Below are 18,593 nucleotides of genomic sequence, written 5' to 3' on the forward strand. Positions count from 1 at the left end.
GTACAGAGGCATACGACGAGGGCGGTACGGGAACGCACCCGTACCGCCCTCGCCCATTCCGTACAGGGACTCAGAGCTGCGTGATGTCCAGCTCGCCCTGCGCGTACTGCTTGCGGATGACCTTCTTGTCGAACTTGCCGACGCTCGTCTTCGGCACGGCCGGAATGACCGACCACCGCTCCGGCAGCTGCCACTTCGCGATGCCGGACTCGGCGAGGAACGCCCGCAGCGCCTCGTAGTCGGCGGTGGCGCCCTCCTTGAGGACGACGGTGGCGAGCGGACGCTCACCCCACTTCTCGTCCGGGACGGCCACGACGGCGGCCTCCGCGACATCCGGGTGGGCCATCAGAGCGTTCTCCAGCTCGACGCTGGAGATCCACTCGCCACCGGACTTGATGACGTCCTTCGCCCGGTCGGTGAGCGTGAGGAAGCCGTCCTCGCTGATCACGCCGACGTCGCCGGTCTTCAGCCAGCCGTCCTCGCTGAACTTGTCCGCGGGCCGCAACGCCTCGCCGTCCGCGCCGCCGTAGTAGGCACCGGCGATCCAGGCGCCGCGCACCTCCAGCTCACCGGCCGACTCGCCGTCCCACGGCAGGTGCTCGCCGGCCGGGCCGACGAGGCGCGCCTCGACACCGGCCGGGAAGCGGCCCTGGGTGACGCGGTAGGGCCACTCCTCCTCCGGGGTCAGTCCGGCGGGCGGGTTGGCCATCGTGCCGAGCGGCGAGGTCTCCGTCATGCCCCAGGCGTGACAGAGGCGGACGCCCAGCTTGTCGTACGCCTCCATGAGGGAGGGCGGGCAGGCGGCGCCGCCGATGGTGACGTTGGCCATGGACGTGAGGTCGCGCGGATTGGCGGTGACCTCGGCGAGCAGTCCCTGCCAGATGGTGGGGACGGCCGCGGCGTGCGTCGGGCGCTCCCGCTCGATCATGTCGGCGAGCGGGGCGGGCTGGAGGAAACGGTCCGGCATCAGCATGTTGACGCCGGACATGAACGTCGCGTGCGGCAGACCCCAGGCGTTGACATGGAACTGCGGAACGACGACGAGGGTGGTGTCCTTGTCGGTCAGCCCCATCGACTCGGACATGTTGACCTGCATGGAGTGCAGGTAGACCGAACGGTGGGAGTAGACGACGCCCTTCGGGTCCCCCGTCGTGCCGGAGGTGTAGCACATCGCGGCGGCCTGGCGCTCGTCCAGCTCCGGCCAGTCGAAGCTGGTGGGGCGGTCGGCGAGCAGCTCCTCGTAGTCGTGTACGCGCACCGTCGCGCCGTCCAGCACGGACCGGTCGCCGGGACCCGAGACGATCAGGTGTTCCACCGACGTCAGCCGGGAAAGCAGCGGCGCGATGAGCGGCAGCAGCGAGCCGTTGACGATGACGACCTTGTCGTCGGCGTGCTTGACGACCCAGACCAGCTGCTCGGCGGGAAGGCGGAGGTTCAGCGTGTGCAGAACGGCACCCATGGACGGGATGGCGAGGTACGCCTCCACGTGCTCGGCGTTGTTCCACATGAGCGTCGCGACACGCTGATCGGCGTCGATGCCCAGCTCGTCGCGCAGGGCGTTGGCGAGCTGGGTGGCGCGCCGGCCGATCTCCGCGAAGCTGCGCCGGTGCGGCTCCGGCTCTCCGGTCCAGGTCGTGACCTGCGACTTCCCGTGGATCGTCATCCCATGCGTCAGGATGCGGGTGACAGTCAGCGGTACGTCCTGCATGGTGCTGAGCACGGCGTCCTCCCGGTGGGCGCTACGCGGCAGTAGGGTTCCGCTGATTCTGCGCACATACCGCTTGGTATGTCACTACTTCCGGGAGTACGAATCGGTGTCGCCACGCACTGTCACACCGCCCGGAACCGGGGCGGGCCCCTCTGTTTCCGCCTCTGCGGAGGCCACCGCTCAGCGGTCCGCGATCAGCTCCGGGTCCTGGCGGAGCTTGCCGAGCGCCCGGGAGACCGCGCTCTTGACCGTGCCGACGGACACCCCGAGCACCTCGGCGGTCTGCGCCTCGCTCAGGTCCTCGTAGTAGCGGAGGACGACCATCGCCCGCTGGCGGGCCGGCAGCTTCAGGACGGCGCGCCACATCGCGTCGTGCAGCGACTGGCGCTCCGCCGGGTCCGGGCCGGGAACGGCCTCCTGCTCGGGCAGCTCGTCGCAGGCGAACTCGTCGACCTTGCGCTTGCGCCACTGCGAGGTCCTGGTGTTCAGCAGGGCCCGGCGGACATAGCCGTCGAGGGCACGGTGGTCCTCGATCCGGTCCCAGGCGACGTAGGTCTTGGTGAGCGCGGTCTGCAGCAGGTCCTCGGCGTCGCTCGGGTTGGCGGTGAGCGAGCGCGCCGCCCGCAGCAGCACCGGACCGCGTGCCTGCACGAACGACGTGAACGAGGGGTACGGAAGGTGCGGCGCCGCCGACGTGCGCGCGGCGTGTGCGGCACGGCCTGAGGTGCCCGGCGTGCGCGCCGGGGCAGCGGTGCGCGCCGGCGCGTAAGTGCGTACCGCGGCCGACGTGCATGCCGGTGCGGCTCCCCTGTGGGTGCCCGTGCGGACTGGCGTGGTCATGGCTCCACGCTAGAAGCGGGGCCCCGCCTCCCAAATCGCCCCCAGGTCCCGAAACCGCGTCCGCCTCAGGGTGTAGGACCGGGTCCCCCTCCACCTCCTGTAGGTGGAGGGGGGCGTACCCGGGTCCTCAGGGTCGGCCCCGAGGTCCCGGTACGGCCGCGAGGTGGACGGCGGACGGCCCGCCCGTACGCCACTCCGGCGTACGGGCGGGCCGTCGTGCGAGCCCGTCGCGGTCCGGCCCCCGGCAGGGCCGCGAACGGCGCGGGGCTCACCAGAGGTTCGTGAAGTTCACCGCCAGGTTGTACGTGGACTGGTCGATGTCGGTGAAACCGGAGCCGTTCACCTGCGCGGAGTTGCTCTGGTTCGACGCTCCGGCGCCCGTCGCCTGCTGCTGCGAGGTCGAGGAGTTGCCCGCGTTGTCCCGCCCGACCCCGCTGCCGCTGATCGTGGCCACGCCCGCGTTCGATCCACCGCTCGCGAACGAGCCGTTGTCGGCCTGGGCCACTCCGCCGAGGAGAACGGCGGTCAGAGGCAGCGCGGCAACGACGGCGAGGGCACGAGCGGTACGGATGCTTGCCATGTCTGTTCCTCCAGGAACCGGAAGTAGGGCTGAGGCTGAGCCCGGGCCGGCGGCCGACCGCCCGGTTCTGATCACGACGTCGCGGACCAGAACTGCCCACCGCCCCACCGCCGAACCGCCCCTGGCTTCCGGTTCCCCCGCAGGCGTGAGGAACCCGAACCAAACCCTTGACCTGGGTCGAACCGTGCGCCCTGCGCCCCCATGAGCGGCACCCGACAGGGGAAGGGCAGAGGCGGACCCGACCGGATTCGAACCGGCGTCCTCGCGGCTTTGGAGACCGCGCGCGACGACCTCTGCGCTACGACCCCGCCCCCACCGCCGATCCTAGAAGCACCGCCCCCCACACACACGAACGGCCCCCGACCGGTTCGCCCGGTCGGGGGCCGTTCACTGCGGTGGGTGTGGGATTTGAACCCACGGTGACTCGCGCCACGACGGTTTTCAAGACCGTTCCCTTAGGCCGCTCGGGCAACCCACCCCGCGCCGGTGCGGTCGGTGAGGACCGGTCCGGCGCGGGGACAGCCTAACCGGTCAGCTGTCGCCCTTGCGCTCCCCCAGGGTGACTTCGGCCGTCGCCGTCTTGCCGTCGCGCTCGTAGGTCAGGGTGACCCGGTCGCCCGGCTTGTGGGTCCAGATCTCGCCGATCAGGGTGGGGCCGCTGTCGACGACGGTGTCGTTGAACTTCGTGATGACGTCGCCCGCGCGCAGGCCCGCCTTGGCCGCCGGGCCGTCCTTCGTGACCGCGTCCGTGCCGCCGGTGCCCCGGTCCGCGATGACGGCGCCGCCGCTCTTCTCGTCCATCGTCACCGTGGCGCCGATGACGGGATAGACCGGCTGACCGGTCTTGATCAGCTGCTGCGCGACGGTCGTCGCCTGGTTGATCGGGATCGCGAAGCCGAGGCCGATGGAGCCCGCCTGGCTCTGGCCGGAGCTGCCGGTCGACTGGATCGCCGAGTTGATGCCGATGACCGCGCCGCCCGAGCTGAGCAGCGGGCCGCCGGAGTTGCCCGGGTTGATCGAGGCGTCGGTCTGCAGGGCGCTCATGTACGAGTTGCTGCCGCCGTTGCCGTCGCCCGAGGCGACCGGGCGGTTCTTCGCACTGATGATGCCCGTGGTGACCGTGTTGGACAGGCCGAACGGGGCGCCGATCGCGATCGTGGAGTCGCCGACCGCCACCTGGTCCGAGTTGCCCAGCGGCAGCGGGGACAGGGACTTCGGCGGGTTCTTCAGCTTGATGACGGCCACGTCGTACCCCTGGGCCCGGCCGACCACCTCGGCGTCGTACTTCTTGCCGTTGGAGAACGTCGCCGTGAGCTGGCCGCTGTCCGCCGCGGAGGCCACCACGTGGTTGTTCGTGAGGATGTGGCCTTCCTTGTCGTACACGAAGCCGGTGCCCGTACCGCCCTCGCCGTCACCGCCCTGCGCCTCGATCGTCACGACGCTCGGCAGCGCCTTGGCGGCCACGCCGGCGACCGTGCCCGGGTCGCGCTTGAGGTCCTGCTGGTTCGCCGACGCGGAGACCGTGGTCGAGCCGGCGTCGTCGTTGTGGTCTGCGGCCCAGTAGCCGAGGGCGCCGCCGATGCCGCCCGCCACGAGCGCCGCAACCACCACGGCGGCCACCAGACCGCCCGCACGGCGCTTGCGCGGCGCCTCGGGGGTGTGCGTTCCGCCGGGCGCGCCCCACACGGGACCGCCGCCACTGCCGTGCGCCCCCTGGGCGTACGCCGGAACGGCCGGCGGCGGCGGAGGCCAGCCCGCGTCGGCCGCGGACTGCGGCGGGGGCGGGGGCGCGTACTGCGGGTTCGTCGGGTAGGCGGCCGTCTGCGCGGTCGCGGGGTCCGGCGAGGAGGGTACGGGGGCCTGGGCGGGCGGCTGGTCCGGCGCCTGGGTGACCGGCTGCTGCCGGGTGACCGTCTCGTCCGGGTGGGGGGCGGCGGCAGGCGTGTCCTCGGGGGGCGCCTGGGGAGCGTCGGCCGGCACGGGAGGTACGGACGGGGCGGACTCGGCCGCGTTGCCCTTGTTGCCCTCGTTCTCGGTGCTCACAGCTCTTTACTCCTCGGTTCCACATCAGTCATTCGGCAAGAGATCCGCTGTGTACGTGTCCGCAGTCAGCTTTTCCCACGACACGTCAGGCCACTGTAAGCAGGACCTGTGCATCTGCGCACGACCCTTACATCGGACAAAACGGTCCCGCGTCGCAAGGTGTGCACGGCCGTGTTCCCGCGGTGACACCATGACCCGGGTGAACCGAGCACGGCAGCAGCATCCCATCCAGGTCATCGCCCACCGGGGCGCGTCCGACGACGCCCCGGAGCACACCCTCGCCGCTTACCGGAAGGCGATCGAGGACGGCGCCGACGCCCTGGAGTGCGACGTACGCCTCACCGCCGACGGCCACCTCGTCTGCGTGCACGACCGCAGGGTGAACCGTACGTCCAACGGCCGCGGCGCGGTTTCCGCCCTGGAGCTGAACGCCCTCGCCGCCCTGGACTTCGGCTCCTGGAAGGACCGCGACGACAGAGAGTCGCCGGACTGGGACCCGGTGCCCGGCGAGCTCACCTCCGTACTCACCCTGGAACGGCTGCTCGAACTCCTCGTGGAGACGCGGGCGGCCGGGCGGCCGCTCCAGCTGGCCATCGAGACCAAGCACCCCACCCGCTGGGCGGGGCAGGTCGAGGAACGCCTGCTGCACCTGCTGAAACGCTTCGAGCTCGACGCACCGCCGCCGGCCGGCACCCCTTCACCGGTACGCGTCATGAGCTTCTCGGCCCGTTCGCTGCACCGCGTCCGGGCGGCCGTGCCCCACCTGCCCACCGTGTACCTGATGCAGTTCGTGTCGCCCCGGCTGCGCGACGGACGGCTGCCCGCGGGGGCCCGTGTCGCCGGACCCAGCGTCCGGATCGTGCGCAGCCACCCCGGCTACATCGAACGGCTCCACCGGGCCGGGCACCGGGCGCACGTCTGGACGGTCAACGAGCCGGAGGACGTCGAGCTCTGCGTACAGCTCGGGGTCGAGGCCATCATCACCAACCGCCCCAAGCAGGTCCTGGCACAGCTGGGCCGTTCATGACATCGACGCACCGGGGCACGCCTCGGCGTATGTGCGTATGAACGCATCAACCCATCTGCCCATCAGGAGATCAACTACAGGGAGTACACCGGCGCACTCGGACTGTGCCTGTTCGTGACGAGTGCGTCACTGCCAGCCCCCTTGCCGGTTTCCGGCACAGCTCAGGAGGGCATCCACTCCGTGGCGTGGGGGCAAAGGAGGTCTCGGGGGTGGCGTTGGTGGTGGCACAGGAGGTGCCCACGTCGTCGAGCATGGCCGTTCCCCACGGTCCTGCGGGCGTGGGCCAGGCGCGGCACCGGATGCGCGAGCAGTTGCGCAGCCACGGGGTGTCGGATTCGGTCGTCGACGATGCGGTGCTGATTCTTTCCGAGCTGCTCAGCAACGCCTGCCGGCACGGCAGGCCGCTGGGCTGGCAGAGCGAGACGGGGGACGGCGACGTGCGCGCCGCCTGGCGCGTCGACAGGACGGGCGGGCTGACTGTCGAGGTGACGGACGGCGGAGGTCCGACCCGGCCGATTCCGGCCACCCCCTCGGTGACCGCTCGCGGCGGCCGGGGGCTCAACATCATCAGCGCCCTGGCCCAGGAGTGGGGCGTACGGGACGACGCGCCGGGGGAGGTCACCGTCTGGGTGCTCGTCGACGGAGGCCACGCCCCCCGCGGCGACCGGCCGGGCGGACGGGGCAGCGGACGGGCGGCCGGGATGACCGGACTGCCTGGCGCGCCGAGGGCCACCGTCGTGCCGGGGCTCGAAGGGCTGGATTTCACCGGCGCGTTCGACGACGCGTTCGATGACGCGGGCTGAACACCCGGTCGGTGCCGAGCGGTTCGCCCACGCGGGCTGAGCCCGCGGGCACGGCGGTGGTGCGCCGGCGGGCGACGGGGCGGCTAGGCTCGCGGGCCAGACCGCACTGTCGCACTCGGGAGTAAGCCCACCATGGCGAAGAAGCGCCCTCAGACCAAGGCCGGGAAGCAGCAGCTCAAGGACGGCGAGATCCCGGTGGTCGGGGCTCGTGAGCCCTGCCCGTGCGGTTCGGGCCGCCGCTACAAGGCGTGTCACGGCCGCGCCGCGGCCCAGGCGGTGACCGAGCTGGTCCAGCGTCCGTTCGAGGGCCTGGCCGGCGAGTGCGACTGGGTCGCGCTGCGCGAGCTGGTCCCGGCCGCCACGGCCGGCCTGACGCTCAAGGGCGGCCTGCCCGAGGGCGTGCCGTCGGTGACGCTCGCGACGGTCCTGCCCATGGCATGGCCCGCGCTGCGCCGCGACGACGGCTCCGTCCTCCTCGCCCTGCAGAACGACACCTCGTCCGGCGATCTCAGCCGGGATCTCGCGGACACACTGAGCCGCGCGCTGGAGGCGGAGCCCGGTTCGCCCGTGGCCGCCCGCCGCGTGCCGGCCGACGGGCCCCGGCTGCAGGACCTCCTGGACAACGACGCGCCCTTCGAGCCGGTGGTGCACTCCGGCTTCGAGTTCTGGGTGCCGGACTCGGAGAACGCCACCGCCGAGGTGTCCGCCTCGCTCGAACGGGCGAACGAGGCGGCGATCCCGACCGCCCTGCTGTCCGGTGTGGACGCCGCCTACTGGTGCGAGACGCCGGAGAAGAACCACCTGCGCTGGGTCATGCCGCACGCCGAGGAACAGCTCCTGGACGCGCTCGCCCGGCTGCACGCCGCAGGCGAGTCCTCGCTCGGCGAGGACACCCGGCTGGTCGGCTCGTTCCGGGCGCACGGTCTGATGGTCCCCGTCTGGGACCTGCCGAGCGCGATGGGTGCCGAGGACTGCGAGAAGCCCGCCGCCGCGTTCGCGGAGCGGCTCGCGACCGCGCTCGCGTCGGACGCTCCGCTCACCGCCGACGAGCGGCGGGCGCGCGGCGGGCTCACCAACCGCCAAGTGACACTCAGCTGACCGTCACCGGCGCTCAGCCCGGACGGTGACTCCCGTCACAACTCGCCGTACTGGCAGGTAAATCGCTGTCCTCATACACGAGATCGAATTTGCGAACTGCAGATCTCTTGTTACCGTTCAAGAAGCCCGGTCGCTGGTGCATCCCCCGTCGCCAGCGATCGGGCATCCTCATTTCCGGGTACGGCGCGCTCCGCGCACCCGGGGCGCGCAGGCCCGCGTACGGGCCCCGCCCGGACCCCTCCGCCCGTCACCCGCTCCAGCTCCTCCGCGCGATGGCCGGGCGTCAGTCCCGCAGCCCAAGAAGCCGGTTGGACCTGCGCCGCGGCGGGAACAGCGCCCGAGGCGCCCTCAGGGAGCCCCACGCCGCCGGGCTTTACCGCATCCGAATTCCCTCGGCATCAGCGACACCACCGGACAAGCGGATGCGTCACAAGCGGTCCCTCCGTTTACCCGGAAATCGTGATGCCCTGCGGAAGGGAGTGGGAGGGAGTGGGGAAGAACGGAAGAGATTCACCGGAGATCGGACAGAGAAGCGACAGAACTCCGTAATGAATGGCCCCTGAAAGAACACACGGACATCGGAATCCGGCCAACCCTTCCCCCAACCGCTCAGTGCGTCAGTCTGCTACCGCCGTCCGGGGCACTCACGCTCGCCACGACCAAGGCGTCCAGCACCGCCTCGACATCCGGAAGCCAGGGCGCCACGACCGGCGCGGCGGCACCCTTGGGGCGTGAACCCGGAGTGCGCTCCGGCGCGCGCTCCCAACGAACCTGCCCCGTGCCGATCTCCGACGGCGGCAGGACGACGTAACCGCCCTCCCCGTGGAACCGCAGCGAGCCGGGCACCCGGTCCTGCGCGTACAGCAGCTCACCGAGCCGTTCCAGGGTGTACGGGGCAACCAGCAGCGCCCACCGGGTGGGTGTCGCCACGACCGGGCCCAGGCGCAGGCCCGCCCGGTCCAGCGCGGCCAGGGCGCGCGCACCGGCCGGCGCGGGCAGGCTCAAGGCGCACGGCGCGTGGCCGCCCGTGGCGAGCAGCACCGGCGCGGTCGGCCGGTTCGTCCACCACCAGCGCACCATCCGGCCATCGGTGGTCGCGGCGAGCAGTCCGGGATCGAAGGGGTGCGCGCCGGGCACCGGGCACTCGGGATCGGGGCACGCGCAGCGACGGCCGCGATCACCGTCCCCGCGCAGTCCCGCTCCGGGGACCACGGGCCATTGCCACTCCGTGGCGCAGGTCAGGGCCGCGTCGAGCCGGGCGGAGCCGCCCCTGCGGCCGGGCCTGCGTCGCCTTCCGAGGATCTCGCGCATGAGCGCTCGTTCCTTTCCGTTGAACGCCGAGGGTCCGCCTCGCATCGTGCGTGGTCACACCATGCCTGCGGCTTCTGGGTGTACGTGCTCGTCGAGCCTGCGGTACGGGTCGTTCGTCGGTACCGAGCGTGAGCCGTGCTGAGCCGGATCGAGCTGCTTGCGGTCGGCATCGTGGCGAGGTGCGGGGCGCACGGCGCGCCTGCGGTCCGTTGCGTGCGGCCTCACCACTCGGGGGGTGGTGCGCGGCCGTCACAGGTGAGGACGTCCGGGTCTGCTGCCAGGTTCCGGGGGCGGGCGGGGCCGCCCCTGGCCATCCAAAGAATTACGTACCCAGCATGCCCGGAATGACGCACCCGTGGGGCTTCACCCGGAGGTGCTCCCCCGTCGGGCAGACCCAGTCGACCGCTAATGCGCACAGCGAGGTGCGTTTTTTGGCCAAGTTGATTAAGGCGCGGACACCGGGTTTCCCGAGGGGACAATGCTGGACATTGCCTCACTTGTGCGTGTACATGTGGATGCACTGGTAGCGGCGCAGAATGACATGGGGGTTTGCGATGCTATTCGACGGAACACACCGCTCGGAAAGCCGGCGACCATGAGCGCTCCGCACCTGCCAAAAGTGGCTGGAATCGATCCCACAGTTACGGTTTCGGATGAAACTGCCGACCCCATCGGGGCGGTGCCCGCCCTGCCCGGCGCCTTCATCCAGGACCGGCTCGCCGGCTGGGTCTCCGACCTCACCACGCTCCACGAGCTCACCGAGCGCCTGGCCGGAACCAGCACCCTGGACGACGCACTGCACGAGTTCCTCGAAGCCGGAGCCGCCCTGGTCGGCGCCCGCCGGGGCCTGGTCGCCTTCGAACCGTCCGACCGACGCGGCCCCGTCAGCACCATCGGGCTCGGGCTGGCCCACGCCGAACTGGGGGAGATCGAGACCGTTCCCCGCAGTGCCACCTCGTACGGACGCGTCCTGGAGGGCCTGCCCAACCCGGACTCCCCGCTGACCGCCCCCGATCTGCTCGGTGACAGCGGCCTGGACCCCCGCAGACGCGAGGTCGCCGCCCGCCTCGGTTACGCCGCCAGCTACGCACTGCCCCTCGCCACCGCGACGACCGGACGCCTCGGCGCCGCCGTCTGGCTCTACGACGAACCCGCGGAGCCCCTGGAACGCCAGCGCCACCTCGTCGGCCTGTACGCCGGCTACGCGTCCGAGCACCTGGCCCGCCTGCTGGAACTGGAACGGGCCAGGGCGGATGTCGCCACCGTGGCCGAGGAGCTGCTGCCCACCCGGCTGCCCCGGATCCCCGGAGTCCAGCTCGCCGTACGCCACGAGGTGGCCCCGCAGGGCGGCGGGGACTGGTACGACGCGCTGGCCCTGCCCGAGGGCGCCCTCGGTCTCGCCGTGGGCTCGGTGGGCGGCTCGGGCCCCAGCGCGCTGGCCGCCACGGGACGGCTGCGCGCCGGGCTGCGCGCGTACGCGGTGATGGAGGGCGAGGACCCGGTCGCCGTGCTCTCCGATCTCGAACTGCTGCTCCGGCTGACCGAGCCGGCCCGTTCGGCGACCGCCCTCTTCGCGTACTGCGAACCCGCCCGCCGCAAGATCCTGTTCGCCGGGGCCGGGCACACGCCGCCCCTGATCACCGGCGAGCGCCGCACCTCGTACGTGGAGACCACGCTCTCCGCCCCGCTGGGGATGCTGTCCTGCTGGGAGGCGCCCAGTGTGGACATCACGCCCGCACCCGGCGAGACGGTTCTGCTGTACACCGACGGCCTGCTGCGCCGTGCCGGCGACTCGATGGACCGGGCGTACGCGCGCCTCCACTCGGCGGCGGCGAGCGTCCCGAGGGCGCTGCGCGGGGACGCCGCCTCGGTGGCCGACCATGTGGTGCGCGCCGTGCTGCCGGACGGGGCGCGGCGGGCGGACGGCGCCGAGGACGTGGTCGTGCTCGCGGCCCGGTTCGACTGAGCCGGGCCCCTCCTGTGTAAGAGGTCTTCCGGCCCTGGGCCCCCTTCCGTACGCCCGTACGATGGAAGAGGTCCAGTGTCGTATCAAGGAGAACAGTCGTGTCTGAGGAGTTCCCGGAGACCCCGGAGACCGAAGAGACAGAGCCGGTCAAGCAGCGGAAGAACGGCCTGTACCCGGGCGTGTCCGACGAGCTCGCCGCCAGCATGCAGTCCGGCTGGGCCGACACCGAGCTGCACGGCCTGGAGCCGATCGCCCAGGCCGGTCACACCGCCGACCGCCGCGCCGCGCTGTCCGCACGCTTCCCCGGCGAGCGGCTGGTCATTCCCGCCGGCCGCCTGAAGACCCGTTCCAACGACACCGAGTACGCCTTCCGCGCCTCCACCGAGTACGCGTACCTCACCGGCGACCAGACGCAGGACGGCGTCCTCGTGCTGGAGCCGAAGGACGACGGCCACGAGGCGACCGTCTACCTGCTGCCCCGCTCGAACCGGGAGAACGGCGAGTTCTGGCTCGACGGCCAGGGCGAGCTGTGGGTCGGCCGCCGCCACTCCCTCACCGAGGCCGAACAGCTGCTGGGCATCCCCGCCAAGGACGTGCGCGAGCTGCCCGCCGCGCTGGCCGAGGCCACCGGCCCCGTCCGCAACGTCCGCGGTCACGACGCCGGCATCGAGGCCGCTCTCACCGACAAGGTCACCGCGGAGCGCGACGAGGAGCTGCGCGTCCACCTCTCCGAGGCGCGTCTGGTGAAGGACGCCTTCGAGATCGCCGAGCTGGAGAAGGCGTGCGACATCACCGCACGCGGCTTCGAGGACGTCGTGAAGGTCCTCGACAAGGCCGAGGCCACCAGCGAGCGCTACATCGAGGGAACGTTCTTCCTGCGCGCCCGCATCGAGGGCAACGACATCGGGTACGGCTCGATCTGCGCCGCGGGACCGCACGCGACCACCCTGCACTGGGTGCGCAACGACGGTGCCGTGCGCTCGGGCGAGCTGCTGCTGCTGGACGCCGGGGTGGAGACCAACGACCTCTACACGGCCGACGTGACCCGCACCCTGCCCATCAGCGGCACGTTCACACCGCTCCAGCGCAAGATCTACGACGCGGTGTACGAGGCGCAGGAGGCGGGTATCGCCGCGGTCAAGCCCGGCGCCGACTTCCGCGACTTCCACGACGCCGCCCAGCGGGTCCTCACCGAGAAGCTCGTCGAGTGGGGCCTGCTCGGCGACCTGACGGTCGAGAAGGTCCTGGAGCTGGGCCTCCAGCGCCGCTGGACCCTGCACGGCACCGGCCACATGCTCGGCATGGACGTCCACGACTGCGCTGCCGCCCGGACCGAGGCGTACGTGAACGGCACGCTGGAGCCGGGCGTCTGCCTCACCGTCGAGCCCGGTCTGTACTTCCAGGCCGACGACCTCACCGTGCCCGAGGAGTACCGGGGCATCGGCGTCCGGATCGAGGACGACATCCTCGTCACCGAGGACGGCAACCGGAACCTCTCGGACAAGCTGCCCCGGCAGGCCGACGAGGTCGAGGCGTGGATGGCGCGGCTCAAGGGCTGATCCGCCGGCTGCCGTACGGACGGAGGGGCGTCCCGCTCAGGACACCATGAGCAGGGCGCCCTTCCGCCATTTCAGGACCTTGTCGAAGCTCACGACCGCGCCGGCGCACCCCGGGCGGTTGCCGAAGTGAACGTGGTCGGCGAGCTGTTCGATCAGGCACAGACCCCGTCCCTCCTCGGCGGTGACGGGCGGATACGACGCGTACTGCGGATCCGGCAGTCCGCTCCCGGGCTGCCGCTCAGACGTGTGCGGCCCGCCCCGGGTGGGGAAACCGGGTCCCGAATCGGCGACTTCGATGCGGCACTTCTCGCCGTCCAGATACGCGGTGACCCGGTACTGGCCACTGGCCGTGGCCGACGGATCCTCCCAGACCTCCCGGCCCTTCCCGGCGCCGTCGGAGGTGTCGTCGTGCTCCCCGCCGTGCTCGACCGCGTTCGCACAGGCTTCGCTGAGCGCGAGAGACAGGTCGAAGGAGATGTCCGGGTCCACGCCCGCGGATTCCATCGTGCCGAGCAGGAACCGACGGGCGAGCGGGACGCTCGCAGCATCGCGCCGCAAATGGAGTGACCACCAGATGCTCATGCTCCGGCCTCCTGGCTGCGGCTAGACATACCGCTACGTATTGCCGCACCGGGGCGGTCGTAAGCACGCGCGCGCTCTGATACCGCCCATTCGGCGGATAGCCGGACGCACCACACCGAGGTATCCCGGTTCCGTACGCCTCTTGCAACCGGTCCGGGAGCCGCCGGAACCGTGCGAACGCCCCTGCTCACACCCAATACACCCGGAAGGCGACCTTCCGGACCTGCCGTACGGGGGTGGGGGCCCGGGTGCGATGATGGGGCCGCCATGTCTGTGCCTGTGGGACGCGCCGGAGCCGGTCTACGGCTACTGAGGGCCGCGGTGTTCGCCGCGGTCTGCGTCGCGTTGTCCGCGGCCGGGCATGCGCTGGCCGCCTGTGCGACCGTCCCGTGGTGGACGCTGCTCGCCGGTTTCCTCGGTGTCCTCGCGGTGGCCGTCCCTCTCGCCGGACGCGAACGCTCACTGCCCTCCATCGCGGCGGCCCTGGCCGGCGGACAGCTCGCCCTGCACACCCTGTTCGGACTGGGCACGCACGCCACGGCCCCCAAGGCGACGGGCGGCGACGACGCGCTGATCCGGTTCGCGGCGAGCCTCGTCTGCGGCGCCGGGCCCCGGCAGCTGGACGCCGCCGACGCGCGGCACATCGTCGGCACCGCGGGCATCGACCCGGCCGCGGTGACCGCCCAGGCGCACCAGCATCTGGCCGCGGCCCCCTCCGGCCCCGCATGGGCCACCCCGGCCGGCCTCCTCCACACGCTTCCCAGCCTGCCCATGCTCCTCGGGCACCTGCTGGCCGCCCTGGCCACCGGCTGGCTGCTCAGGCGGGGCGAGGTGGCTCTGTTCCGGCTCGCCCGGCTGTCGGCGCACGGTGCCCAGCAGGTCGCGGCCGGGGCCCGGCTCCGGGCGTTGCGGGACGCGTTCCGTCTCGTCGCCGCCCTGCGCACCGGCCTGGCCGGCGAACCCGCGACCGGGCCGCGCACCCCTCGTACCGCCGTGGACGCACCGCGCCCGGCCGCCGGGGATCCGTTGCAGCACTTGGTGATCAGGCGCGGACCGCCCTCCGTGCTCGCTCTCGCAGCCTGACGCGACGCCCTCCACGCGATGCGCACCAGCCCTTCCGGCCTGGTCGTGCACGCGGCCGTACGGAAGTGGCGTCGCGATACCGGTGCGCACCCGTGCGCCGGAGCACCTTCCCTTCGTGCCCTGTGGAGTGATCCCTGTCATGAACGTTTCCCGCATCGCCCTCGCCGGCGGCGTCGCCGCGTCCACCGTGCTGCTGCTCGCCGGCACGGCTTCCGCCCACGTCAGCGTCCAGCCGCAGGGCGAGGCCGCCAAGGGCGGTTACGCCGTCATCAACTTCAAGGTCCCCAACGAGCGCGACAACGCCTCGACGACCAAGCTGGAGGTCAGCTTCCCGACCGACCACCCGCTGGCGTCCGTCATGCCGCAGCCGGTGCCCGGCTGGGACATCGAGGTGACGACGAGCAAGCTGGCCAAGCCGCTGCAGATGCACGGCAAGACGATCAACGAGGCCGTCTCCAAGGTCACCTGGACCGGCGGCAAGATCGAGCCCGGCCGCTTCCAGCAGTTCCCGCTCTCCGTCGGCCAGCTCCCCGAGGACGCCGACCAGCTGGTGTTCAAGGCCGTCCAGACGTACTCCAACAAGGAGGTCGTCCGCTGGATCGAGGAGCCCAAGGAAGGCGCCGAGGAGCCGGAGACCCCCGCCCCCGTCCTCAAGCTCACGGCCCCGGCCGATGACGCGCACGGGGCGGCCGGCGCGGACTCGAAGTCCTCGGACTCCTCCGCCGGCTCCGCCGAGAAGAGCGGCGAGACCACCGCCGCCTCGTCGTCCTCCTCCGACAACACCGCCCGGGTGCTCGGCATCGTCGGCATCGTCATCGGTGTCGCCGGCGTGGCCTTCGGCGTCCTGGCCGGGCGTCGTCGTACGGCCTGACAGTCCACACGGGGGCCAGGCGCTTCCTGGCCCCCACCCGCTCCACCGACCCCTCAGGAACAGTGCTCCATGGTTAAGAAGTTCGTACCGGCCGCGACGCTCGTCGTCGCGGCCGCGCTCGCCCTGTCCGCCTGCGGCGGCAGTGACAACGACAGCAAGAAGCCCGTCGCCGACGTGTCGATGCAGACGAAGACGCAGGCCGCGACGGTGCTCGACCAGCCGTTCACCAAGCCGGACCTCGTCCTGACCGACACGCACGGCAAGAAGTACGACCTGCGCAAGGAGACCAAGGGCAAGCCGACGCTCATCTACTTCGGCTACACCAACTGCCCCGACGTCTGCCCGCTCATCATGAGCAACATCGCCATCGCCAAGAAGTCCCTGCCCAAGGCCGACCAGGAGGACCTCCGGGTCGTCTTCGTCACCACCGACCCGGAACGCGACACCCCGGCCTCCCTCGGCAGCTGGCTCAAGGCGCAGGATCCCTCCTTCATCGGTCTCACCGGCGACTTCCCGGCCATCCAGGCGGGCGCCCGGCAGATCGGCATCGGCATCTCCGCGCCGAAGAAGGAGAAGGACGGCACGGTCGTCTCGATGCACGGCTCACAGGTCATCGCCTTCTCCCCGAAGACGGACAAGGGCTACGTGCTGTACAGCGAGGACACCACGCCCGACGACTACACCAAGGACCTCCCCAAGATCGTCAAGGGGGAGAACCCGTGAACCACCGCACCACCCTCGCCGCCGTTCTGGCCGTGACCGCGGGCCTGACGCTGGCGGGGTGCTCGTCCTCCTCGGACAAGCCGGAACTGAAGGTCGTCGGCGGGTTCATGCCGCAGCCCGTCAACGACATGGCGGCCGGCTTCCTCGTCGTGCAGAACAACGGCACCGGCGACGACCGCCTCACCTCGGTCACCAGCCCGCTCTCGGACGACGTCACGATCCACGAGACGAAGAACCAGGTCATGCGGAAGGTGACGTCCTTCGACGTGCCCGCGGGCGGTGAGCTGGATCTCGAACGTGGTGGCAGCCACATCATGTTCATGAAGCTCAAGAAGCAGCCCAAGCAGGGCCAGAAGGTGTCCGTGGAACTGCACTTCGAGAAGGCCGGCGCGATCGAGGTCGACCTTCCCGTGAAGGAGACCACCCACAACCCGAAGAAGCAGTGAGGGACTGACACGCCATGACAGCCACCGCCCCGCACTTCGGGCCGCCCCCGTCCGCCCTGCGCCGGCCGCTCGCCGCGACCGGCCTGCTCACCGCGCTGCTCGGCGCGGTGCTCGGTCTGCTGCTGGCCGTAGCGGCTCCCGCGTCGGCCCACGCAGCCCTCACCGGGAGCGATCCGCAGGACGGGGCGGTGGTCGCCACGGCACCCGCGGAGGTCACCCTCACCTTCTCCGAACAGGTCGCCCTGGGCGCGGACTCCATCCGCGTCCTGGACCCCTCGGGCAAGCGCGCCGACACCGGGGCCGCCCCACGCGACCTGCACAGCGGGTCCACCGTGAAGTACGGCGTCGCCCTGCGCGGCGGCCTCGGCGACGGCACGTACACCGTGGCCTGGCAGGCGGTCTCCGCCGACAGCCACCCGGTCTCCGGCGCCTTCACCTTCTCCATCGGGGCCCCCTCCGAGACGACCGTCGCCCTCCCCGACAGCGAGGCCGGCGGCGGGCTCGTCGGCGCGCTCTACGACATCGCGCGCTACGCCGCGTACGCCGGGTTCATCGTGCTCGCGGGCGGCGCCGCCTTCGTCCTGGCCTGCTGGCGGCGCGGGGCGGGTGCGCGACCGCTGCAACGTCTGGTCGTACGCGGCTGGATGACGCTCACCGCGGCGACCATCGCGATGCTGCTCCTGCGCAGCTCGTACACCGGCTCCGGGAAGCTGGGGGACGTCCTCGACCTCGACGGCCTCAAGGCGGTCCTCGACACCAAGCCCGGTGCCGCTCTGGTGTCCCGGCTCCTGCTGCTCGGCGCCGGCGCGCTGTTCGTCGCCGTGCTGTTCGGCACGTACGCCAAGCGCGAGGACCCGCGCGAGAAGAGGGACCTCACCTTCGGCCTCGCCATCGGCGGCGCGGTCATCGCCGCCGGTATCGCCGGCACCTGGGCGCTCGCCGAGCACGCGTCGACCGGTATCCAGCCCGGCGTCGCCATGCCCGTGGACGTGCTCCACCTGCTGGCCGTCGCCGCCTGGCTCGGCGGGCTCGTGGCCCTGCTGACCGCGCTGTACCGCACGCCCGACCTGCCCTCGGCCGCCGTCCGCCGTTTCTCCACGATCGCCTTCGTCAGCGTGGTCGTCCTCGTCGCCACGGGGGTCTACCAGTCGTGGCGGCAGGTCGGCACGTGGTCGGCGCTGACCGGCACGGGTTACGGACAGCTGCTGCTGGTCAAGGTGGGGCTCGTCGCCGTCCTGGTGGGCATCGCGTCGATGTCGCGCCGGTGGACGGGGAGGCTCGCGGGGAGCGGCGATGCCCCGGCCGCGGTGGCGCCCGAAGCCGACGAAGAGCCCGAGGCCGAACCGGAAGCCGAGGCGGAGACCGCCGGGGACCCCGCCCGGGCCGCTCAGCTCGCCCGGCAGCGGGCCGCCGTGGCCACTGCCGAGAAGAGGCGGATACGCGACGCCGACCCCGGCCGCTCCGGACTGCGCCGCTCCGTGCTGGCCGAGGTCGGCGTCGCCGTGGCCCTGCTGGCGGTGACCACGGTCCTCACGTCGACCGAGCCGGGCCGTACGCAGGAAGAGGCGGCACGCGCCACGTCGGCGGCGGCCGGGCCCGTGGACAGCGGTCCCGTCAACCTCGCGCTCCCCTTCGACACGGGCGGGACGAACGGCAAGGGCACGGTACGGGTGGACATCGACCCCGGCCGCACCGGCGCGAACGTGATCCACCTGTGGATCGAGGACCCCGACAAGAAGCCCATGGACGTCCCCGAGGTGAAGATCGCCTTCACCCTGGAGTCCAAGGACATCGGTCCCCTGCCGGCCGTCCCGGTCCGGCTGACCGAGGGCCACTGGACCGCCACCGGCCTCCAGCTCCCGATCGCGGGCGACTGGAAGGTCGCGGTGACGGTACGGACCTCCGACATCGACCAGACGACGGTCGACAAGAACGTGAAGATCGGCTGAGCAG

At 71.7% G+C, this 18,593-nt stretch carries 16 protein-coding genes and 1 tRNA gene; 10 read left to right on the top strand and 7 right to left on the bottom strand.

What is annotated here, in order from left to right; all coding sequences use genetic code 11:
• Positions 1-70: 70 nt before the first annotated feature.
• The 5 genes from ACN6LM_RS03155 to ACN6LM_RS03175 form a co-directional block, all read right to left on the bottom strand.
• Positions 71-1,720 carry a long-chain fatty acid--CoA ligase gene (locus ACN6LM_RS03155; protein ID WP_445063714.1) on the bottom strand — a complete coding sequence of 550 codons (1,650 nt, stop codon included), beginning with the start codon at positions 1,718-1,720 and terminating at the stop codon, positions 71-73.
• Between the two features lie 168 nt (positions 1,721-1,888).
• The gene (locus ACN6LM_RS03160; RefSeq protein WP_445063715.1) at positions 1,889-2,548 is read right to left on the bottom strand and encodes a SigE family RNA polymerase sigma factor; all 660 of its coding nucleotides are present in this window, start codon (positions 2,546-2,548) and stop codon (positions 1,889-1,891) included.
• A gap of 268 nt (positions 2,549-2,816) precedes the next feature.
• The gene (locus ACN6LM_RS03165; RefSeq protein ID WP_445063716.1) at positions 2,817-3,128 is read right to left on the bottom strand and encodes a hypothetical protein; all 312 of its coding nucleotides are present in this window, start codon (positions 3,126-3,128) and stop codon (positions 2,817-2,819) included.
• A gap of 393 nt (positions 3,129-3,521) precedes the next feature.
• Positions 3,522-3,606: transfer RNA gene (locus ACN6LM_RS03170), tRNA-Ser, on the bottom strand.
• A gap of 53 nt (positions 3,607-3,659) precedes the next feature.
• Entirely contained in the window at positions 3,660-5,171 is a 1,512-nt protein-coding gene (locus tag ACN6LM_RS03175) for a trypsin-like peptidase domain-containing protein (protein ID WP_445063718.1), read from the bottom strand.
• Positions 5,172-5,361: 190 nt separating this feature from the next.
• Between ACN6LM_RS03175 and ACN6LM_RS03180 the strand changes: the two genes are divergently transcribed.
• The 3 genes from ACN6LM_RS03180 to ACN6LM_RS03190 all read left to right on the top strand — a co-directional run bounded on the left by ACN6LM_RS03180 (position 5,362) and on the right by ACN6LM_RS03190 (position 8,099).
• Entirely contained in the window at positions 5,362-6,198 is an 837-nt protein-coding gene (locus ACN6LM_RS03180; RefSeq protein ID WP_445063719.1) for a glycerophosphodiester phosphodiesterase family protein, read from the top strand.
• Positions 6,199-6,524: 326 nt separating this feature from the next.
• Positions 6,525-7,001, top strand: a complete 477-nt coding sequence (locus ACN6LM_RS03185; protein WP_445063769.1) for an ATP-binding protein — start codon at positions 6,525-6,527, stop codon at positions 6,999-7,001.
• A gap of 132 nt (positions 7,002-7,133) precedes the next feature.
• Positions 7,134-8,099, top strand: a complete 966-nt coding sequence (locus tag ACN6LM_RS03190; protein WP_445063720.1) for a DUF5926 family protein — start codon at positions 7,134-7,136, stop codon at positions 8,097-8,099.
• 609 nt (positions 8,100-8,708) lie between these two features.
• Here ACN6LM_RS03190 and ACN6LM_RS03195 read toward each other — a convergent pair.
• Positions 8,709-9,410 (bottom strand): bifunctional DNA primase/polymerase, encoded by a 702-nt coding sequence (locus ACN6LM_RS03195; RefSeq protein ID WP_445063721.1) that lies wholly within the window; start codon positions 9,408-9,410, stop codon positions 8,709-8,711.
• 478 nt (positions 9,411-9,888) lie between these two features.
• Between ACN6LM_RS03195 and ACN6LM_RS03200 the strand changes: the two genes are divergently transcribed.
• Complete coding sequence (locus ACN6LM_RS03200; RefSeq protein ID WP_445063722.1) at positions 9,889-11,376, top strand: PP2C family protein-serine/threonine phosphatase; 1,488 nt, start codon at positions 9,889-9,891, stop codon at positions 11,374-11,376.
• Between the two features lie 98 nt (positions 11,377-11,474).
• The gene (locus ACN6LM_RS03205) at positions 11,475-12,935 is read left to right on the top strand and encodes an aminopeptidase P family protein (protein WP_445063723.1); all 1,461 of its coding nucleotides are present in this window, start codon (positions 11,475-11,477) and stop codon (positions 12,933-12,935) included.
• 36 nt (positions 12,936-12,971) lie between these two features.
• On the opposite strand, the gene ACN6LM_RS03210 is transcribed toward ACN6LM_RS03205, so the two are convergent.
• The gene (locus ACN6LM_RS03210; RefSeq protein WP_445063724.1) at positions 12,972-13,517 is read right to left on the bottom strand and encodes an ATP-binding protein; all 546 of its coding nucleotides are present in this window, start codon (positions 13,515-13,517) and stop codon (positions 12,972-12,974) included.
• A 267-nt stretch (positions 13,518-13,784) separates the two neighbouring features.
• Between ACN6LM_RS03210 and ACN6LM_RS03215 the strand changes: the two genes are divergently transcribed.
• The 5 genes from ACN6LM_RS03215 to ACN6LM_RS03235 all read left to right on the top strand — a co-directional run bounded on the left by ACN6LM_RS03215 (position 13,785) and on the right by ACN6LM_RS03235 (position 18,589).
• Positions 13,785-14,600: a hypothetical protein gene (locus ACN6LM_RS03215; protein WP_445063725.1), complete on the top strand. Its 816-nt coding sequence runs from the start codon at positions 13,785-13,787 to the stop codon at positions 14,598-14,600.
• 139 nt (positions 14,601-14,739) lie between these two features.
• A complete protein-coding gene (locus ACN6LM_RS03220) occupies positions 14,740-15,471 on the top strand; it encodes a YcnI family copper-binding membrane protein (RefSeq protein WP_445063726.1) in 732 nt (243 codons plus the stop codon).
• 69 nt (positions 15,472-15,540) lie between these two features.
• Positions 15,541-16,194: an SCO family protein gene (locus ACN6LM_RS03225; protein WP_445063727.1), complete on the top strand. Its 654-nt coding sequence runs from the start codon at positions 15,541-15,543 to the stop codon at positions 16,192-16,194.
• Complete coding sequence (locus ACN6LM_RS03230) at positions 16,191-16,640, top strand: copper chaperone PCu(A)C (protein WP_445063728.1); 450 nt, start codon at positions 16,191-16,193, stop codon at positions 16,638-16,640. The genes ACN6LM_RS03225 and ACN6LM_RS03230 overlap by 4 nt, the downstream gene beginning before the upstream one ends.
• A gap of 14 nt (positions 16,641-16,654) precedes the next feature.
• Positions 16,655-18,589: a copper resistance CopC/CopD family protein gene (locus ACN6LM_RS03235; RefSeq protein ID WP_445063729.1), complete on the top strand. Its 1,935-nt coding sequence runs from the start codon at positions 16,655-16,657 to the stop codon at positions 18,587-18,589.
• Positions 18,590-18,593 lie beyond the last annotated feature (4 nt).

It is taken from the genome of Streptomyces sp. SAS_281, assembly GCF_052542855.1.

What these genes read in the sequence shown, in the direction of transcription:
- ACN6LM_RS03160 (WP_445063715.1), bottom strand. Translation starts at nt 2,548, where the DNA reads ATGACCACGCCAGTCCGCACGGGCACCCACAGGGGAGCCGCACCGGCA.
- ACN6LM_RS03165 (WP_445063716.1), bottom strand. Translation starts at nt 3,128, where the DNA reads ATGGCAAGCATCCGTACCGCTCGTGCCCTCGCCGTCGTTGCCGCGCTG.
- ACN6LM_RS03180 (WP_445063719.1), top strand. Translation starts at nt 5,362, where the DNA reads ATGACCCGGGTGAACCGAGCACGGCAGCAGCATCCCATCCAGGTCATC.
- ACN6LM_RS03190 (WP_445063720.1), top strand. Translation starts at nt 7,134, where the DNA reads ATGGCGAAGAAGCGCCCTCAGACCAAGGCCGGGAAGCAGCAGCTCAAG.
- ACN6LM_RS03195 (WP_445063721.1), bottom strand. Translation starts at nt 9,410, where the DNA reads ATGCGCGAGATCCTCGGAAGGCGACGCAGGCCCGGCCGCAGGGGCGGC.
- ACN6LM_RS03200 (WP_445063722.1), top strand. Translation starts at nt 9,889, where the DNA reads ATGCTGGACATTGCCTCACTTGTGCGTGTACATGTGGATGCACTGGTA.
- ACN6LM_RS03210 (WP_445063724.1), bottom strand. Translation starts at nt 13,517, where the DNA reads ATGAGCATCTGGTGGTCACTCCATTTGCGGCGCGATGCTGCGAGCGTC.
- ACN6LM_RS03215 (WP_445063725.1), top strand. Translation starts at nt 13,785, where the DNA reads ATGTCTGTGCCTGTGGGACGCGCCGGAGCCGGTCTACGGCTACTGAGG.
- ACN6LM_RS03220 (WP_445063726.1), top strand. Translation starts at nt 14,740, where the DNA reads ATGAACGTTTCCCGCATCGCCCTCGCCGGCGGCGTCGCCGCGTCCACC.
- ACN6LM_RS03225 (WP_445063727.1), top strand. Translation starts at nt 15,541, where the DNA reads ATGGTTAAGAAGTTCGTACCGGCCGCGACGCTCGTCGTCGCGGCCGCG.
- ACN6LM_RS03235 (WP_445063729.1), top strand. Translation starts at nt 16,655, where the DNA reads ATGACAGCCACCGCCCCGCACTTCGGGCCGCCCCCGTCCGCCCTGCGC.